The organism is Parvibaculum sp. (assembly GCF_035511255.1).
Taxonomy (GTDB): Bacteria; Pseudomonadota; Alphaproteobacteria; order Parvibaculales; family Parvibaculaceae; genus Parvibaculum.
In genome coordinates this window covers 1-15,226 of the sequence record NZ_DATKFR010000201.1, presented here as the reverse complement: position 1 = coordinate 15,226, position 15,226 = coordinate 1, and the positions used below count along the sequence as shown (strand labels likewise).

The following is a 15,226-nucleotide window of genomic DNA, read 5'->3' as shown; positions in this document are numbered from 1 at the left end:
CGTCGAGCTCGCCAAGGGCGCGCTCTATACGGCGCATGCAGCCGGCGCAGTGCATGGACTGGACGACGAGATCGAGCTTCGCTTGATGGTCCGTATCGTCGAGGCGAACGAAGAGGGCCGGATCGGCGCGCGAGACAGACGCCTCCCGGTTTGCGGTTTGCGAGACTTCCGGCTTTGTTTCGGCGGCGGCTTCGCTCATCTCGACCTCAATCCGGCTTTAATTTGCCTGTTTTACGAAAGCGCGCATTTCCTCGGCGTACTTCCCACCGGCGCCTTGTGCGGCGATGCGGACGATCCAGTTGCCTTCATGAGCGAGCTTAAAGTCGGCCTCGTAGCGGCCCGGCGCCACCTCGCGCATCGCCTCCGAGCGATCATCGCCGGTGCTGACCGGACGCCAGAACGTCACCTTGATCTTGAGACCCTGAAGCGGCACGCCGTCGCGATCGGCGAACCGGGCGGCGAAATGCGTGACCCCGCCCATGGTGACGGGGTCCGACAGCTCGGCCTTCCAGCCCAGCGCCCTTTGCGCCTCCATGGCGGCGAGGTCCTTGTTGTACGCGCGGCCGCGCTGATAGGCGTCATCGATCTCGATGCCGTCGAAAGTCGAGAGGGCCTTGAAGATGAAGAAGCCATTGACCGCAAAGATGACACCGAAGGCGAGGATCATGCCGACGAGAAAGCGGCGGCCGGTCATCTTCCCGAAGCGAAGTGTCGGGTGGTAATCGCTGTTTTCGACGTTCATTGGATCGGTCCCCGGAAAGTCGTGTTGCCGACGGCGATCTTGCCCTCCTGCGAGGTAGCGACGAAACGGAGCTTCGCCTCTCCCGACTGCAGGGCGGCGAGACGATCCGCCGGCAGGCTCACGAAGAAATGCGCGTTCTTGAGATTGTCGGGGCCGATGGCGATTTCCGTCGCGTCGGTTCCGCCGGCGGTGATGCCCGCGAGACGCGCGCCCTCGAGGCCTTCGATCGACACGCGATAGACGTGGCTCAGATGATCCTTGTTGATGATCTTGACCTCGTAGCCATTGCGGATGCTGCCATCGGACAAGGTGACGAAAAGCGGGTTGCGGTCGCGCAGAACGCTCACCTGCAGCATCTCGCGCGTGGCAAGCGCGTAAAGCATGACGATCGTGACCAAGGCAAGCGCCGCGGCATAGACGATGGTGCGCGGCCTGACGATGTTGAACCGCGGTTCCTCACCCGCGATCCGGCGCTCGCGATTTCGCAGCGTGTCGTAGCCGATGAGGCCGCGCGGACGCTCGACCTTGTCCATGATCTCGTCGCAGGCGTCGATGCAAAGCGCACACTGAATGCATTCGAGTTGCATGCCGTCGCGAATGTCGATGCCCATCGGGCAGGCGGCGACGCACTGGCCACAATCGATGCAGTCGCCCCGACCTTCCCAGCTCGTTCCCTTCTTGTGGGGTCCGCGCGCCTCGCCGCGATCGTCCTTGTAGCTGACGAGGAGCGATTCCTCATCGAACATCGCGCCCTGAATGCGCGGCCAGGGGCACATATAGATGCAGACCTGTTCGCGCGCGATGCCGCCCAGCGTGTAGGTCGTCAGGGCGAAGAGGCCGATGAAGATATAGGCCGTCATCGGCGCCTGGAATGTGAGTATCTCCCTTGCAAGCGTCGGCGCGTCGGCAAAGTAGAACACCCATGCGCCGCCCGTGAGGAGGGCGATGAGCACCCAGACCGCATGCTTTCCCGTCTTGCGCGCGAGCTTGGCGAGGCTCCAGCCCTGCTTGTCGAGGCGCATGCGCGCGGAGCGGTCGCCCTCGAAAAGGCGTTCGACGAAAATGAAGAGGTCGGTCCAGACCGTCTGCGGGCATGTATAGCCGCACCAGACGCGGCCGGCGACGCTCGTCATCAGGAAAAGGCCGAGAGCCGCCAGAATGAGCAGGCCCGTGACGTAGTAGAATTCCTGTGGCCAGATTTCGAGAAAGAAGAAGTAGAAGCGGCGCGCCGGGAAATCGAGCAGCACGGCCTGGTCCGGCATGCCGGGACCGCGATCCCAACGCAGGAAGGGCGTGATGTAATAGACGCCCAGCGTCACCGCCATTACCAGCCATTTGAGGCGGCGGAAGGTGCCATGGACGAGCTTGGGCTGGACCTTGATCCGGCTCTGATAGAGCGGCCGGTTCAACTGCGAATTGACGGCAACCGCCGTCTCGTCCTTATGCGACGAGGAAGAGGCGGAGGCCGCACCGACGGCCTCCGCCACGAGATTTTCCAGGTTCAAAGCGGGATCCGCCATAGCATACTCACATCATCCGCCGGCGAGAGCGATGCCGGCTATTTGCCTCCGCCCAGCGAATGGACGTAGAGAGCCAGTTCCTTGACCGTCGCCGCTGAAAGACGCCCGCCCCAGGCCGGCATCACGCCGCCGCGCCCATGCGAGATCGTCTGAACGATCGTTTCCTTGTCGCCGCCATAGAGCCAGATCGCATCCGTCAGGTTCGGCGCGCCGAGCTCCTGATTGCCCTTGGCGTCCGCGCCGTGGCACGACGCGCAGTTCTGCTCGAAGACCGCCGCGCCGCGGGTCGCCGCGGCCGCATCGTCCGCCTTGTTGCTCAGCGAAAGCACGTATTCGGCGGCGTCGTTGATCTGTTCGCTCTTCAACATGCTGTCGTCGAGGAAGCGGGGCATCTGGTTCTGCCGCGTATCTTCGTCGGCTTCCCAGCGGATGCCGTGGGTCACCGTCGTCTGGATGTCGGAGAGCGTTCCGCCCCAGATCCAGTCGTCGTCATTGAGGTTGGGGAAGCCCTTGCCGCCCGCCGCGCCGGAGCCATGGCAGGGCGCGCAGTTGTCGCCGAACGCGGCCTTGCCGCCGGCAAGAGCCAGTTCCATCAGCGTGTCGTTCTTCGCGACGTCCTCGATCGGCATCTCGGCGATCTGTTTCATCACGTCGGCGCGCGCGGCGGCGACGGCCTGCAGCTCGCCGGCGACCGAACCGCGCTGCGTATAGCCGACAACGCCCTCTGTATGACGCCAGGCACCGTTCCAGAAATAGGGCCAGGCGGGCATCACGACCCAGTAGGCGACAGCCCAGAGAATGCAGGCATAGAAGGTATAGATCCACCATTTCGGCAGCGGGTTGTTCAGTTCCTTGATGCCGTCCCATTCATGCCCGGTCGTATCGACGCCGGTCACGTCATCCTTATGCATTTGCGTGCTCATTGCGCGCCCCCTTCATGATCGTCATTGAGCGGCAACCGCGCCAGATGGTCGAAGGTCTGCTTATTGGCGGGCCAGAGCGCATAAACCACCGCGATGAGGAACAGGACGCAGAAGAGGACCAGTCCCCAGGTACCGGCGAGAGCGGAAAGTTCCTGATGTGTCATGATCGTGCTCACTGGCTGAAGTCGGCGCTGTCATAGGCGTTGAAGTCGACGAGCGTGCCCAGCATCTGGAGATAGGCGACCAGCGCATCGAGTTCGGTGATCGTCTTCGGGTCGCCGTCGAAGTCGCGGATGACGGCCTTGGGATAACGACCGGACACGCCCGCGGTATCGCCGTCGGGATTGACCTGCGCCTCGAGGTCGGCCGTCGCATTGGCGATGTCTTCGTCCGTATAGGGAACACCCGTCACCCGCAGCGCCTTCAGATCGTCGGCGATGTGGCGATAGTCGAGCGGTGTCCTGGCGAGGAAGGGATAGCCCGGCATGACCGATTCCGGCACGATGTCGCGCGGATTGGCCATATGGAGTCTGTGCCATTCGTCGGAGTATTTACCGCCGATGCGGGCGAGATCGGGCCCGTTGCGCTTCGACCCCCACTGGAAGGGATGGTCGTACATGCTCTCGGCCGCCAGCGAATAATGGCCGTAGCGTTCCACTTCAGACCGGAGCGAGCGGATCATCTGGCTGTGGCAAAGGTAGCAGCCTTCGCGGATATAAATATTGCGGCCGGCGAGCTCGAGCGGGCTGTAAGGCCGGACGCCCTTCACATCCTCGATCGTCGTCTTGATGAGGAAGGTCGGGACGATTTCGATGATACCGCCGATCGAGACGACGATGAGGGTCAGGATGAGAAGCAGGATCGAATTCTTCTCGATGGCTGCATGCGTGAATTTGGACATGTGCGCCTCCCTCACTCGGCCGGCTGCGCAAGAGCGCCGCTGCTGGCGTTGGCATTGCCGGCGGCGTTGGCGACGACGGGTTCGCCCGCCCTCACATCGCCCCTGATCGTCCGCCAACAGTTGTAGATCATGATGAGTGCTCCGGTGAGGTAGAGCAGGCCGCCCAGCGCGCGGATTGCGTAGAAGGGGTGCATCGCGGCGACGGTTTCCACGAAGGAGTATTCGAGGAAGCCCTGCGTGTCGTAAGCGCGCCACATCAGTCCCTGAAGGATGCCCGACACCCACATCGAGGTGATGTAGAGAACGATGCCGATGGTGGCGATCCAGAAGTGCCAGCTCACAAGGGCGAGCGAATAGAGCCGCTCACGCTTCCACAGCCAGGGCACGAGGCAGTAGACGGCGCCGAAGGTGACGAAGCCGACCCAGCCCATCGCGCCCGAATGCACATGGCCGACGGTCCAGTCTGTGTAGTGCGAGAGCGAGTTCACCGCCTTGATCGACATGACGGGACCTTCGAAGGTCGACATGCCATAGAAGGCGACGGAGACGACGAGCATGCGGATGACAGGGTCGGTCCTGAGCTTGTCCCACGCGCCCGACAGCGTCATCAGGCCGTTGATCATGCCGCCCCATGAGGGCATCCACAGCATGATCGAGAAGGTCATGCCGAGCGTCTGCGCCCAGTCCGGCAAAGCCGTGTAGTGCAGATGGTGCGGGCCCGCCCAGATGTAGAGGAAGATCAGCGACCAGAAATGAACGATGGAGAGCCGGTAGGAATAGACCGGCCGGCCGGCACGCTTCGGCACGAAGTAGTACATCATGCCGAGGAAGCCGGCGGTCAGGAAGAAGCCGACCGCGTTGTGGCCGTACCACCACTGGATGAGCGCGTCCTGTACGCCGGAGAAGGCGCTGAAGCTCTTGCTCGCGAAGATCGACACCGGAACCGCCAGGTTGTTTCCGAGATGGAGCACGGCGATGGTGACGATGAAGGCGAGATAGAACCAGTTCGCCACATAGATATGCGGCTCCTTGCGCTTGGCCAGCGTTACCAGGAAGACGAGCAGATAGGCGACCCAGACGATCGTCAGCCAGATGTCCGTGTACCATTCGGGCTCGGCATACTCGCGGCCGTCGGTCACGCCCATCAGATAGCCCGTCGCGGCGATCACGATGAAGAGGTTGTAGCCCCAGAAGACGAACCAGGGTGCGATATCGCCGGCGAGCCGCGTGCGGCAGGTGCGCTGGACGACGTAGAAGGACGTCGCGATCAGCGCATTGCCGCCCATGGCGAAGATCACGCCGGAAGTATGGACCGGGCGAAGCCTGCCGAAATTGAGGAAGGGCAGATCGAAGTTCAGAACCGGGAAGGCGAGTTCGCTGGCGATATAGAGCCCCGCGAGCATGCCCGCCAGCGCCCAGAAGAGCGTGGCGATGACACCGTATTTGACGATGGTGTCGTTGTAGCCCTGTCCATCGTCAGCACCCGGCGCTTTCTTGAGAGCCGCGAAGTGCCGGTTGCCGATCGCCAGCGCGCCGCCCACGAAGGCCAGCGTGAACATCCACGCATGAACCGCCATCGGGACATCGTAAGCCTTCGCCGCGACGACGAGGCTATAGAACGCCCCCGCCACCAGCACGATCGCCGTCAAGAACGACGATGTTGTCATTGTTCCGTGGAGACGACCGCCCGCCCCGCCTGAAACCGCCATGTGACGATCTCCTTCATGTTGCCTGTGGCATTCAACATGCCGTGCGCTGTTTTAAGGCGAAATCCGGTAATGTACGTAGGGCGGTTCGCCGCTGCGGGAGATTGCCGCAGAGCGTCAGGCGTTCGACGACGCGAATGCGTTCTGGATCGAGTCCAGAAGCTCGTCTTCGTCGACGGGCTTGTCCAGAAACGCGACGGCGCCGGCGCGTTGCGCGCGTGCCCGCAAGCCGGCATCGCTGCGGCCGGTCATGATGATCGTCGGGATGCCGACATGATCGGCGCGCAGTTTCTCGAGAAGCTCGAGGCCACTCATTTCCGGCATGTGAAGGTCGAGGAGCAGACAGCCGCCCTCCGCCGCCGCCTCCGCAAGGAAGGCGCGCGCCGACGCGTAGTCCCTGACCGTCAGGCCGTGTGACTCGAGGAGGATACGCACTGAATCGCGCACGGCGTCGTCGTCGTCGACGACACAGACCGGGCGCCCGGAACTGGTTCTCACTACCGCCTCCAAGCGGATGGGTATGGATGCAAGATAGAAAGCGCCAGCTTCGTTCGATATAGGGATTTTCCCTAGGGCGGCGTCAGGAAAAATACGGATGGGGTGCTAGACCCCGGGGGCCTGAACGCCCGCCGTCAGGGCGAGGCGAACGAGGTCGGAAAGACTGCGGGCCTGCATCTTTTCCATCAAGTGAGCCCGATGGATCTCCACCGTTCGCGGCGAAATGCCCAACTCATGAGCAATAACCTTGTTCGGCTGCCCCGCAACCAGATGCTCCAGGACCTCACGTTCGCGCGCCGTGAGGCTCGCGACCCGGGTCTCGGCTTCCTTGGCATTCGAAGATTTGGCCTGCCGGTTGAGACTTTGTTCGCGGGCCCGGCGAACGCTCGACAGCAGGAGTTCGTCGTCATAGGGCTTCTCGATGAAGTCGATGGCGCCGGCTTTCATCGCCCTCACCGCCAGCGGCACGTCGCCATGGCCGGTTACGATAATGACCGGGAGATCCGCCTGCCGCTTCACGAGTTCTTCCTGCAGGGTGAGGCCGTCCATGTCGGGCATGCGGATGTCGGCGACCAGGCAGGACCCGCGACCGGACGACATGCCGCCCAGAAAGCCCATCGCCGAATCATAATCCTCGACTTCGAAACCCGCCGATTCGAGCAGCGCGCGGAGCGAATCGCGCACATCCGCGTCGTCATCGACGATGAATACGGGCCCCTGATCGCTCATTTCGGACTCTCCGTCGTTTCAGCCAGGGGGATGCGGAAAGAAAAGGTCACCCCGCCTTCCGGATTGGGTGTCGCCCAGAGCGTGCCGCCATGCGCCTCGATGATCGAACGGCAGATCGACAGACCGATTCCCATGCCCTGTTCCTTGGTTGTCGTGAAAGGCTGGAACAGATTGGCGGCAACTTCCGGCGCGAGGCCGGGCCCCGTATCCCGAACGCTTACGAGCGCGAACTGCCCGTCTTCCCGACCGGTCGAAACGTCGAGCTCGCGCCGGTCGACGTTCTGCATGGCCTCGACGCTGTTGCGGATCAGATTGAGCGCAACCTGCTGGATCTGGATCTTGTCGATCAGAACCGGCGGCAGGGATGGATGAAGATCGATCCTGACCCTCACATTGGCTTCCGCGACGCCGACGAGGCTCAGGGCGATTGCCTCCTCCATGACCTTGTTGAGATTTTCGAAGGCCTGGTTCGACTTTCCCTTTTCGATGAACTCGCGCAGGCGGCGGATAATCTGCCCGGCACGGCCCGTCTGCGCGGCAGCCTTGTCGATCAGCTCCACGGCACGCCCGATCTGCGGATCGTCGAGCCCGTCGATCGTTCGTCGCGCCGCCTTGGCATAGTTCATGATCGCGGAGAGAGGCTGGTTCAGTTCATGGGCGAGCGCGGACGCCATCTGCCCCATGGCGCTCAGGCGCGAGACGTGAAGCAGCTCCGACTGCAATTCCTGCAGACGCCGCTCTGTCGACTGGCGTTCGGTGATATCGCGGATGAAACCGGTGAAGAGACGCCGCTGGCCGACGATGATCTCGCCGACCGCGAGTTCCATCGGAAAGGTCGTACCGTCGCGACGCTGCCCGACGACGATGCGGCCGACGCCGATGATGCGCTTCTCGCCCGTCCGCCGGTACCGATCCATGTAACCGTCGTGATTCTCGCGATAGGGCGAGGGCATCAGCATCCTGACGTTCTTGCCGAGCACCTCCGCGAAGGCATAACCAAAAAGCCGCTCGGCCGCGGGGCTGAATGATTCGATCAACCCCTGCTCGTCGATGATGGTGATCGCGTCGGGCACGGTTTCGAGGATGGAGCTGAGGCGCGCCTCGCGCTCGCGCAGCGCATGTTCCTGATAGCGGCGCTCGGTGATGTCGTGGATGATCCCGACATACATGCCTTCGCCACCAAGCCTTCCCTCCCCGACCGAGAGATACATTGGAAAGCTCGATCCATCCTTGCGCTGGCCCATGACCTCGCGGCCAATGCCGATGATGCGCTTCTCGCCGGTGCGGCGATAATTTTCGAGATAGCCGTCATGTTCCTCGCGATAGGGCGAGGGCATCAGCATCTTGACGTTCCGGCCGACCACCTCCTCGGCGCGATAACCGAAGAGGCGCTCGCAGGCCGGGCTGTAGACCTGAACGATCCCCGCCGCATCGATGATGACAATGCCATCGACGGCAGTTGCAAGTAGGGCGTCCAGCCGAGCACGGCTTTCCGCGTCATCAATCCTGTCGGGGGGAGCGTCCGTCATCCGTATCCGAGGCTTGTGCGTCTTTTCGCGCTTGATCCCAAGTCTTGTTGCGATAAGAATTTTACCATTCGCAGATGGAATTTCACCTATAATCAGCGAGCTTATCAGGCCAATTGCGACGATATGATTCGTCTGAGGGGTCATCAGTTCCGTTACCATTCGCAAACAGGAACGGTGAAACTCCATGCGCGCCATGGTACTCGAAAAATCCGGGTCGCCACTCGTCGAGCGAGACCTCCCGAATCCCCATCCGGGATATGGGGAGATCAGGGTCCTCGTTTCGGCCTGCGGCGTTTGCCGGACCGATCTCCACGTCGTCGACGGCGAACTGCCAGATCCCCAATATCCCATCATACCCGGTCATGAAATCGTCGGCGTCGTCGACGAGGTCGGGCCGGGCGTCGCCGGTCTGGCGCCTGGCCGGCGCGTCGGCATCCCGTGGCTCGGCCATACCTGCGGGACCTGCCCCTATTGCCGCTCGGCGCGCGAGAACCTGTGCGACCATCCGCTCTTCACCGGCTACACGCGCAACGGCGGCTATGCGACCCATGCGGTCGCCGACGCGGCCTATGCCTTTCCGCTCGACGGCCTCGGCGACGATGTTGCGGTTGCGCCACTCCTCTGCGCGGGGCTCATCGGCTGGCGCTCGCTGGTGCTTGCCGGCGAGGGCCGGCGGCTCGGCATTTACGGTTTCGGCGCGGCCGGCCACATCGTGCTCCAGGTCGCGAAATGGCAGGGCCGCGAGGTCTTCGCCTTCAGCAAGCCCGGCGACGAGGCGGCCCAGCATTTCGCCCGCTCGCTCGGCGCCGACTGGGCCGGCGGTTCCGACGAGAAACCGTCACAGCCGCTCGATGCCGCGATCATCTATGCGCCGGTGGGCGATCTCGTGCCGATGGCGCTGCGCGCCGTCGCCAAGGGCGGGCGCGTCGTCTGCGCCGGCATTCATATGAGCGACATACCGAGCTTTCCCTACAGCATCCTCTGGGAGGAACGGCAGCTTCTCTCGGTCGCAAATCTCACACGGGCCGACGCCGTCGATTTCCTGCGCGTAGCGCCCTTGGCCGGCGTTCGCACGACGACCGTGACTTATCCGCTCGCCCGCGCCAACGACGCACTGGACGACCTGCGCCGCGGACGGCTCAACGGCGCCGCGGTCCTGGTCCCCTGAAGGCACCGCGCCTCGCTCGGGCGCGAATGCCGCAGGCCTGTTCTGACTTCAATCAAAGCGGACCGCTTCTCGTCTCGTCATGCTGACTGCAATGACAAGACCGGCCTGACGATTGCCGCAGGCACGAGCCGTCCGGATAGGGCAGAGGTGAGCGCCATGTTCAAGACCATTCTCATTCCCACCATGGGTCTTTCCAGCGACCCCGCCGCGCTCGAAGCGGCGCTCCTCGTCGCCCGCGGCTTCAGCGGACATCTCGAATGCGTCCATGTCCGCCCCGATCCGCAGCAAATCCTGATCCAGGCCGCCGGCTACGACATGGGCATGGGTATGGGAACGCAGATGGTGATGGGCGACCTCATCGACGTTCTGCAGCGAGAAGACCAGAAGCGTACCGAACGCGCGCAAAAAACTTTTGAGGCCTTCTGCAAACGTGAGGAACTTCCCATCGCGGCCAGGCCGACGGGTGAGGCGGGCGTCACGGCGGCTTGGCGCGAAGTCTCGGGCCGCGAGTCCGACATACTGGTCGCCGAAGCCCGGACCCACGATCTGACCGTTCTCGGCAATGCAACGGCGCTTGGCGGGATGGTGCGCGAAGCGGCCGGCACGGTGCTCGTCAATAGCGGACGTCCGATCCTGCTCCTTCCGGCGAAGGCACCCAAGAAGATGGGCAAGTCGATCGCCATCGCCTGGAAGGCTTCGCCGGAAGCGGCGCGCGCGGTCGCCGCCGCGATGCCGCTTCTCACCGCCGCCGCGCGCGTTACGATCGTCTCGATTGCGGAAAATGAGGACGAGACGGCGAGCGGCGCCGATGCGCTTTCGGCAAGCTTGCGCTGGCACGGTATCAACGCGGAGATTTCCTACATGGCCCATCCGGCCGGGTCGATCCATGATACGATCCTCAGGGCGGCGGCGGACGCCAAGGCCGATCTTCTCGTCATGGGCGCCTACGGACACAGCCGCCTCAGCGAGTTCGTCTTCGGCGGTTTCACGCGTCATGTCCTAGGCGGCGCGGTTCTACCGACGCTGCTCGCGCATTGAGACGTTTCTTTTCAGGGATGAATTTCCACGACTGTTCCGTCGTCGACCGCGTTCCAGATTTCCTCGATGGCGATGTTGCCGACCGCGATGCAACCGTTTGTCCAGTCGACGAAGAAGCGAACGGGATCCTTGCGGCCGAAGGAGGCCGGCATGCCGTGGATGAAAATATCGCCGCCGGGATTGGCGCCCCTCGCAAGAGCCGCAGTGCGCTGGGTCTCTCCGGGATAGGAAATGTGCAGCGCGCGGTGATAGGCCGTCCGGCGGGTTCGGCCGTCAATGATATAGACGCCTTCCGGCGTACGCCCGTCGCCCTTGCGACGTTTGGCACCGACGGGGTGGCTTCCCAGCGCGATCGGATAAGCGCGGATGACGATGCCCTTCAGCATGAGATCGAGTTCGCGCTTGGACTTCCAGACGACGATGCGGTCGACCTTGGGAAGTTCGTCGGGTTCGAGCGGCGTCGCCTGCGCGCCGACGGGAATCAGAGCGACAAAGAAGACAACCGCACAGACACGAAGCGATAGGCGGATCATGAAGCGTTCACTCCGACATCTCTTTTGCGGCGCAGGCATACTCGCCGCCGCCATGCTGTCCCTGGCACAACCTGGTGCGGCTGACGATCTCATCGGCTTCACGACCATCTACGAGACACGCGACGAGGACACCCTGCCCGACATCGCGCGGCGCTTCGACCTTGGATATGTCGAGGTGAGAACCGCCAATCCCGATATAGACCCATGGCTTCCGGGCGCCGGCAAATGGCTGACCCTGCCGACGCAGCATATCATTCCCCGGGCGGTCCGACGCGGCATCGTCATCAATCTTCCGGAACTCCGGCTTTATTACTTCGCCGCGAACGGTCAGGTGATGAGCTTTCCGCTCGGCATCGGCGGCGAGGGAAAGGAAACGCCCGTCGGCACGACGAAGGTGCGCGCCAAGCGCATTCACCCAACCTGGGTGCCCACGGCGTCGGAACACGCGGAAACCCCGAACCTGCCGCAATCGGTCGGGCCGGGACCGGACAATCCGATGGGCGAGCTTGCGCTTTATCTCGCCTGGCCCGGCTATGCCATTCATGGCACCAACAAGCCCTACAGCATCGGACGGCGGGACAGCCATGGTTGTATCAGGCTCTATCCGCAGGATATCGACGCGCTCTTCAGCGTTGTAACGGTCGGAACGCCGGTCACCGTCGTCAACGAGCCGATTAAGGCCGGATGGTCCAACGGCGAACTTTATGTCGAGGTTCATCCTTACGAGACCGATGCGGATACGATCGAGACGGTCGGCAAGGCGCGCACCGAGGCGGCGATCGACGTCGACGACATGATTACGAGCACGGCGGGCGCCGAGGTGGAGCGCGTCGACTGGAATGCGGTCGAGCGCGCCATGCACCAGAGAACCGGTATTCCGGTGCGAGTGACCTTGCCGGTCGAGTCCCCGTCTCCTTGATGGGCGCCGCATTACGGCGAAGCCGGACTCCCGGCAGCGCCTGAGCGCCACACAGGAAAATCCGGCTTCGGAACTCCGAGACTTCGGATTACTTGCGCAACGAACGCTGGAAGATGCGATCGGCCTTTTCGTTCGCAGCCTGGGCGGACGCCGCAGCGCGATCCGCGGAAGCCGCCGCCGACTGCGCGGTCGTAAGCGCCTGCTGGGCAATCTGTTTGGCTTCAGCAGAGTCCTGCACGGCCTGATTGAGCTTTGCCTGATCCTGTTCGTTGAGCGTGGTGGCGCAACCGCCGAGCAGGGTCGCCGTGGCGAGCGCGGCCGGCAATGCGATACGTGACAGCATATTCATGGGACTCTCCTGATTGACATCGCCCACCGGGGCGATCTGGAAATCGAGTGAGGAGAGTTTGCTATCCCGGGCCGGAATTGCCTTGATCGCGATCAAAGGGAAAAGATGCCGCAGGGGCGGTCAGGCCGCGATAGCGCGGCGGAACCGGTAGAGGGAAAGGCTGAAGTAGAAAATGCCGATGCCGAAAAGCCAGATGATGTCCGGCCAGACGATGTTGAGGCCGGCGCCCCGATAGAGAACGTCCTGCGAAAACGAAACGAAATGCGTTGACGGCGCGAACTGCATGACCGTCTGCAACCATCTCGGCATGCTTTCGAGGGGGGTCGCGCTTCCGGAGAGAAGTTGAAGCACGATCAGCACCGGCATCGCCAAAAGCGCGAATTGCGGCATCGAGTTTGCCCAGGTCGCGAGCATCAGGCCGAGGCCGGTCACCGCCACGAGATAGATCGTCATGCCGAACGCAAACAGGGATATCGAACCTGCGATCGGTACGCCGAGAATATGATGCACCACGACGATGAGCGAGCCCGTGGCGGCGATCAGAATGACGAGACCGTTGGCGACGATCTTCGCCAGCATGATTTCGACAGAGGTCACCGGCATCACGAGCAGATGCTCGATCGTGCCATGCTCGCGCTCGCGGATCAGCGCCGCGCCGGCGAGCAGAATGGAAAGCATGGTTACATTGTTGATGATGCCCATGACGGCATTGAACCAGGCCGATTCCGAATTGGGATTGAACAATTTGCGGAGCACCACGTTGACCGGCTGGCTGGCGGCGAGTTCGGAATGGGCGACCGCCTTCTGCACCTCTTCCGAAACGATATTCTCGATATCGACGGCGCCGCTGCCCGCAAGCGACATGGCGGTGGCATCGACGTTGAGCGCGATGGTCGGCGAACGTCCGGCGAGCAGATCCTTTTCAAAGCTGGAGGGGATCTCGAGCACGAAGACGAATTTTCCCTTGTCCATGCCGGTCGACGCCTCGGCTGGCGTCACCGTCACGGCGTCCTTGAAGAGAGGCGGCAGGAGCGCCAGCCGGATCTGGCGCGACAGTTCGGAGTGGTCCTCGTCGACCACCGCAACCGCGGCATTCGACACCTCGGTCTTGGCGCCCGTCGAGATCGAATAGACCGCAAAGGTGAAGATATAGATCACGAGGATCAGAAGAACGGGATCGGCGAGGAAGCTCCGCAACTCCTTGTAGGAGAGACGACCGACATTTCTGACGAGGCGCAACATGTCAGGCCTCCTGCTTCCGAAGGAGAATGCGCGCCAAGGTCGTATAAAGCAGCGCGAAGAAGACGAGCATCAGCGCAGGCTGCCAGAGATCGGAAAAGCCGAGGCCCTTCGTGAAGACGCCGATATTGACCTGCTGAAACCAGCTCGACGGAAAGGCCAGGCCGATGGCTCGGCCCGTGCCGGTCAGTGAAGAAACGGGCACGAGAAGACCCGAAAAATTGACCGCCGGAATCATCGCCGTCACCGCGGTGGCGAACATCGCCGAAACCTGCGTATTGGTGAAGGTCGAGACAAAAATGCCGTAACCCGTCGTTGCCGCGACATAGAGCAGCGCGCCGAGGAAAAGGAGAGGCATCGATCCCTTCACCGGCACGCCGAACAGGAAGAAGGCGAGGGCCAGCAATGTCAGGAAGTTGATATAGGCCAGCACGACATAGGGCGCCTGTTTGCCCAGCAGGAATTCGAGACGCGTCACGGGCGTGGACCGAAAATTCGCGATCGATCCATACTCCTTTTCGCGCACCACGCCGACGGCCGTCAGCATCGCCGGGATGAGGATGAGGATCAGGGTGAAAACGGTCGGCACGATCGCATAGACGCTCTCGAAGGCCTGATTGTACCGCGTGCGATTCTCGATGTTGAAAAGCGCGGTCGTCGTCCGCCCTTCATAGAACTGCGCAATATATTTTTGCGAGATGCCGCTCAGATAGCCGACGGTGGTTTCCGCCCGGAACGGATTGGCGCCATCGACAAGCACGTCGATCTCCGGCTGGCGCCCGCGCAGCAGGTCTCGTCCAAAGCCTTCCGGGATTTCTATGCCAAGCGCGATCTTGCCGCCCTTGAGCTTCTTGAGAAGCTCGCCTTCCGTCCTGGAGACCGCGCGCGCCTCGAAGTACCGCGACCCTTCGAATTGCTCCAGCAACGTCCGGCTTTCCGGCGACTGGTCCTGATCGAGGACGCTGTAAGCGAGGTTTTCGACATCGAAGGAAATGCCGTAGCCGAATGTCAGCATCAGAACGATGGGGCCGACCATGGCGAAGGTCAGACGGATGGGATCCCGAAGGATCTCCGTCGTTTCGCGGCGGGCATAGGCCCAAAGCCGACGCCAGTCGAAGTGACGGCCCGACGGTGGGGCGCTCTCCTCGCCAATGATCGTGCCGTCGGCGATGTCGTCTTCCGCCGCGACAGCCGGGCCGCCGGCTTCGCGCAGATAATCGATGAAGGCGTCTTCGAGAGTCGCGGCGTGACGCGCTTCCACGAGCGCCCGGGGTTCGCCGACGGCGAGCACCTTGCCCGCATGCATCAGCGAAATGCGGTCGCATCTCTCGGCTTCGTTCATGAAATGCGTCGAGATGAAGATCGTCACCTTCTGGTTGCGCGAGAGATCGATCAGATAGCGCCAGAACTGGTCGCGCATGATCGGGTCGAC

General features: G+C 62.6%; 17 protein-coding genes. 3 read left to right on the top strand and 14 right to left on the bottom strand.

Translation table 11 applies throughout. The annotated features are described in order from the left end of the window. From VMR03_RS07745 to VMR03_RS07700, 10 genes are all read right to left on the bottom strand, one after another. The coding region (locus VMR03_RS07745; RefSeq protein ID WP_325403902.1) for a heavy metal-associated domain-containing protein at positions 1-199 on the bottom strand (199 nt) is incomplete at its 3' end. An 18-nt stretch (positions 200-217) separates the two neighbouring features. Further along, a complete protein-coding gene (locus VMR03_RS07740) occupies positions 218-742 on the bottom strand; it encodes a FixH family protein (protein ID WP_325403900.1) in 525 nt (174 codons plus the stop codon). Further along, positions 739-2,262, bottom strand: a complete 1,524-nt coding sequence (gene ccoG / locus VMR03_RS07735; protein ID WP_325403898.1) for a cytochrome c oxidase accessory protein CcoG — start codon at positions 2,260-2,262, stop codon at positions 739-741. The genes VMR03_RS07740 and ccoG overlap by 4 nt, the downstream gene beginning before the upstream one ends. 38 nt (positions 2,263-2,300) lie before the next feature. Next, positions 2,301-3,185 carry a cytochrome-c oxidase, cbb3-type subunit III gene (ccoP, locus tag VMR03_RS07730; protein WP_325403896.1) on the bottom strand — a complete coding sequence of 295 codons (885 nt, stop codon included), beginning with the start codon at positions 3,183-3,185 and terminating at the stop codon, positions 2,301-2,303. Next, positions 3,182-3,349: a cbb3-type cytochrome c oxidase subunit 3 gene (locus VMR03_RS07725; protein WP_325403894.1), complete on the bottom strand. Its 168-nt coding sequence runs from the start codon at positions 3,347-3,349 to the stop codon at positions 3,182-3,184. Before VMR03_RS07725 ends, ccoP begins: the two co-directional genes overlap by 4 nt. 8 nt (positions 3,350-3,357) lie before the next feature. Beyond that, entirely contained in the window at positions 3,358-4,086 is a 729-nt protein-coding gene (gene ccoO, locus VMR03_RS07720; RefSeq protein ID WP_325403892.1) for a cytochrome-c oxidase, cbb3-type subunit II, read from the bottom strand. Positions 4,087-4,097: 11 nt separating this feature from the next. Continuing rightward, a complete protein-coding gene (ccoN, locus tag VMR03_RS07715; protein WP_414693157.1) occupies positions 4,098-5,795 on the bottom strand; it encodes a cytochrome-c oxidase, cbb3-type subunit I in 1,698 nt (565 codons plus the stop codon). A 114-nt stretch (positions 5,796-5,909) separates the two neighbouring features. Continuing rightward, entirely contained in the window at positions 5,910-6,290 is a 381-nt protein-coding gene (locus VMR03_RS07710; protein ID WP_325403890.1) for a response regulator transcription factor, read from the bottom strand. Positions 6,291-6,395: 105 nt separating this feature from the next. Continuing rightward, a complete protein-coding gene (fixJ, locus tag VMR03_RS07705; RefSeq protein ID WP_325403888.1) occupies positions 6,396-7,019 on the bottom strand; it encodes a response regulator FixJ in 624 nt (207 codons plus the stop codon). After that, positions 7,016-8,548, bottom strand: coding sequence for a PAS domain S-box protein (locus tag VMR03_RS07700; protein ID WP_325403886.1), 1,533 nt, complete (start codon positions 8,546-8,548; stop codon positions 7,016-7,018). The genes fixJ and VMR03_RS07700 overlap by 4 nt, the downstream gene beginning before the upstream one ends. Before the next feature lie 184 nt (positions 8,549-8,732). Here VMR03_RS07700 and VMR03_RS07695 point away from each other — a divergent pair, with 184 nt between their 5' ends. Together VMR03_RS07695 and VMR03_RS07690 are read left to right on the top strand one after the other, a co-directional pair. Continuing rightward, positions 8,733-9,716: a zinc-dependent alcohol dehydrogenase family protein gene (locus VMR03_RS07695; protein WP_325403884.1), complete on the top strand. Its 984-nt coding sequence runs from the start codon at positions 8,733-8,735 to the stop codon at positions 9,714-9,716. A gap of 156 nt (positions 9,717-9,872) precedes the next feature. After that, positions 9,873-10,754 (top strand): universal stress protein, encoded by an 882-nt coding sequence (locus VMR03_RS07690; protein WP_325403882.1) that lies wholly within the window; start codon positions 9,873-9,875, stop codon positions 10,752-10,754. 11 nt (positions 10,755-10,765) lie between these two features. Here the strand turns inward: VMR03_RS07690 and VMR03_RS07685 are convergent, their stop codons facing one another. After that, positions 10,766-11,287 (bottom strand): L,D-transpeptidase family protein, encoded by a 522-nt coding sequence (locus tag VMR03_RS07685; RefSeq protein WP_325403880.1) that lies wholly within the window; start codon positions 11,285-11,287, stop codon positions 10,766-10,768. Between VMR03_RS07685 and VMR03_RS07680 the strand changes: the two genes are divergently transcribed. Then, a complete protein-coding gene (locus VMR03_RS07680) occupies positions 11,286-12,206 on the top strand; it encodes a L,D-transpeptidase family protein (RefSeq protein ID WP_325403878.1) in 921 nt (306 codons plus the stop codon). The two genes, VMR03_RS07685 and VMR03_RS07680, sit on opposite strands and share 2 nt — an antisense overlap. 88 nt (positions 12,207-12,294) lie before the next feature. Here the strand turns inward: VMR03_RS07680 and VMR03_RS07675 are convergent, their stop codons facing one another. The 3 genes from VMR03_RS07675 to VMR03_RS07665 form a co-directional block, all read right to left on the bottom strand. After that, positions 12,295-12,651 (bottom strand): Lpp/OprI family alanine-zipper lipoprotein, encoded by a 357-nt coding sequence (locus VMR03_RS07675; RefSeq protein WP_325403876.1) that lies wholly within the window; start codon positions 12,649-12,651, stop codon positions 12,295-12,297. Positions 12,652-12,675: 24 nt separating this feature from the next. Continuing rightward, entirely contained in the window at positions 12,676-13,797 is a 1,122-nt protein-coding gene (locus VMR03_RS07670; protein WP_325403874.1) for an ABC transporter permease, read from the bottom strand. Between the two features lies 1 nt (position 13,798). Continuing rightward, positions 13,799-15,226, bottom strand: a 1,428-nt coding sequence (locus VMR03_RS07665; protein WP_325403872.1) for an ABC transporter permease, incomplete at its 5' end; no start/stop codon positions are given.

What these genes read in the sequence shown, in the direction of transcription:
- VMR03_RS07725 (WP_325403894.1), bottom strand. Translation starts at nt 3,349, where the DNA reads ATGACACATCAGGAACTTTCCGCTCTCGCCGGTACCTGGGGACTGGTC.
- VMR03_RS07690 (WP_325403882.1), top strand. Translation starts at nt 9,873, where the DNA reads ATGTTCAAGACCATTCTCATTCCCACCATGGGTCTTTCCAGCGACCCC.
- VMR03_RS07685 (WP_325403880.1), bottom strand. Translation starts at nt 11,287, where the DNA reads ATGATCCGCCTATCGCTTCGTGTCTGTGCGGTTGTCTTCTTTGTCGCT.
- VMR03_RS07740 (WP_325403900.1), bottom strand. Translation starts at nt 742, where the DNA reads ATGAACGTCGAAAACAGCGATTACCACCCGACACTTCGCTTCGGGAAG.
- fixJ (WP_325403888.1), bottom strand. Translation starts at nt 7,019, where the DNA reads ATGAGCGATCAGGGGCCCGTATTCATCGTCGATGACGACGCGGATGTG.
- VMR03_RS07700 (WP_325403886.1), bottom strand. Translation starts at nt 8,548, where the DNA reads ATGACGGACGCTCCCCCCGACAGGATTGATGACGCGGAAAGCCGTGCT.
- ccoO (WP_325403892.1), bottom strand. Translation starts at nt 4,086, where the DNA reads ATGTCCAAATTCACGCATGCAGCCATCGAGAAGAATTCGATCCTGCTT.
- VMR03_RS07680 (WP_325403878.1), top strand. Translation starts at nt 11,286, where the DNA reads ATGAAGCGTTCACTCCGACATCTCTTTTGCGGCGCAGGCATACTCGCC.
- ccoN (WP_414693157.1), bottom strand. Translation starts at nt 5,795, where the DNA reads ATGGCGGTTTCAGGCGGGGCGGGCGGTCGTCTCCACGGAACAATGACA.
- ccoP (WP_325403896.1), bottom strand. Translation starts at nt 3,185, where the DNA reads ATGAGCACGCAAATGCATAAGGATGACGTGACCGGCGTCGATACGACC.
- VMR03_RS07670 (WP_325403874.1), bottom strand. Translation starts at nt 13,797, where the DNA reads ATGTTGCGCCTCGTCAGAAATGTCGGTCGTCTCTCCTACAAGGAGTTG.
- ccoG (WP_325403898.1), bottom strand. Translation starts at nt 2,262, where the DNA reads ATGGCGGATCCCGCTTTGAACCTGGAAAATCTCGTGGCGGAGGCCGTC.
- VMR03_RS07695 (WP_325403884.1), top strand. Translation starts at nt 8,733, where the DNA reads ATGCGCGCCATGGTACTCGAAAAATCCGGGTCGCCACTCGTCGAGCGA.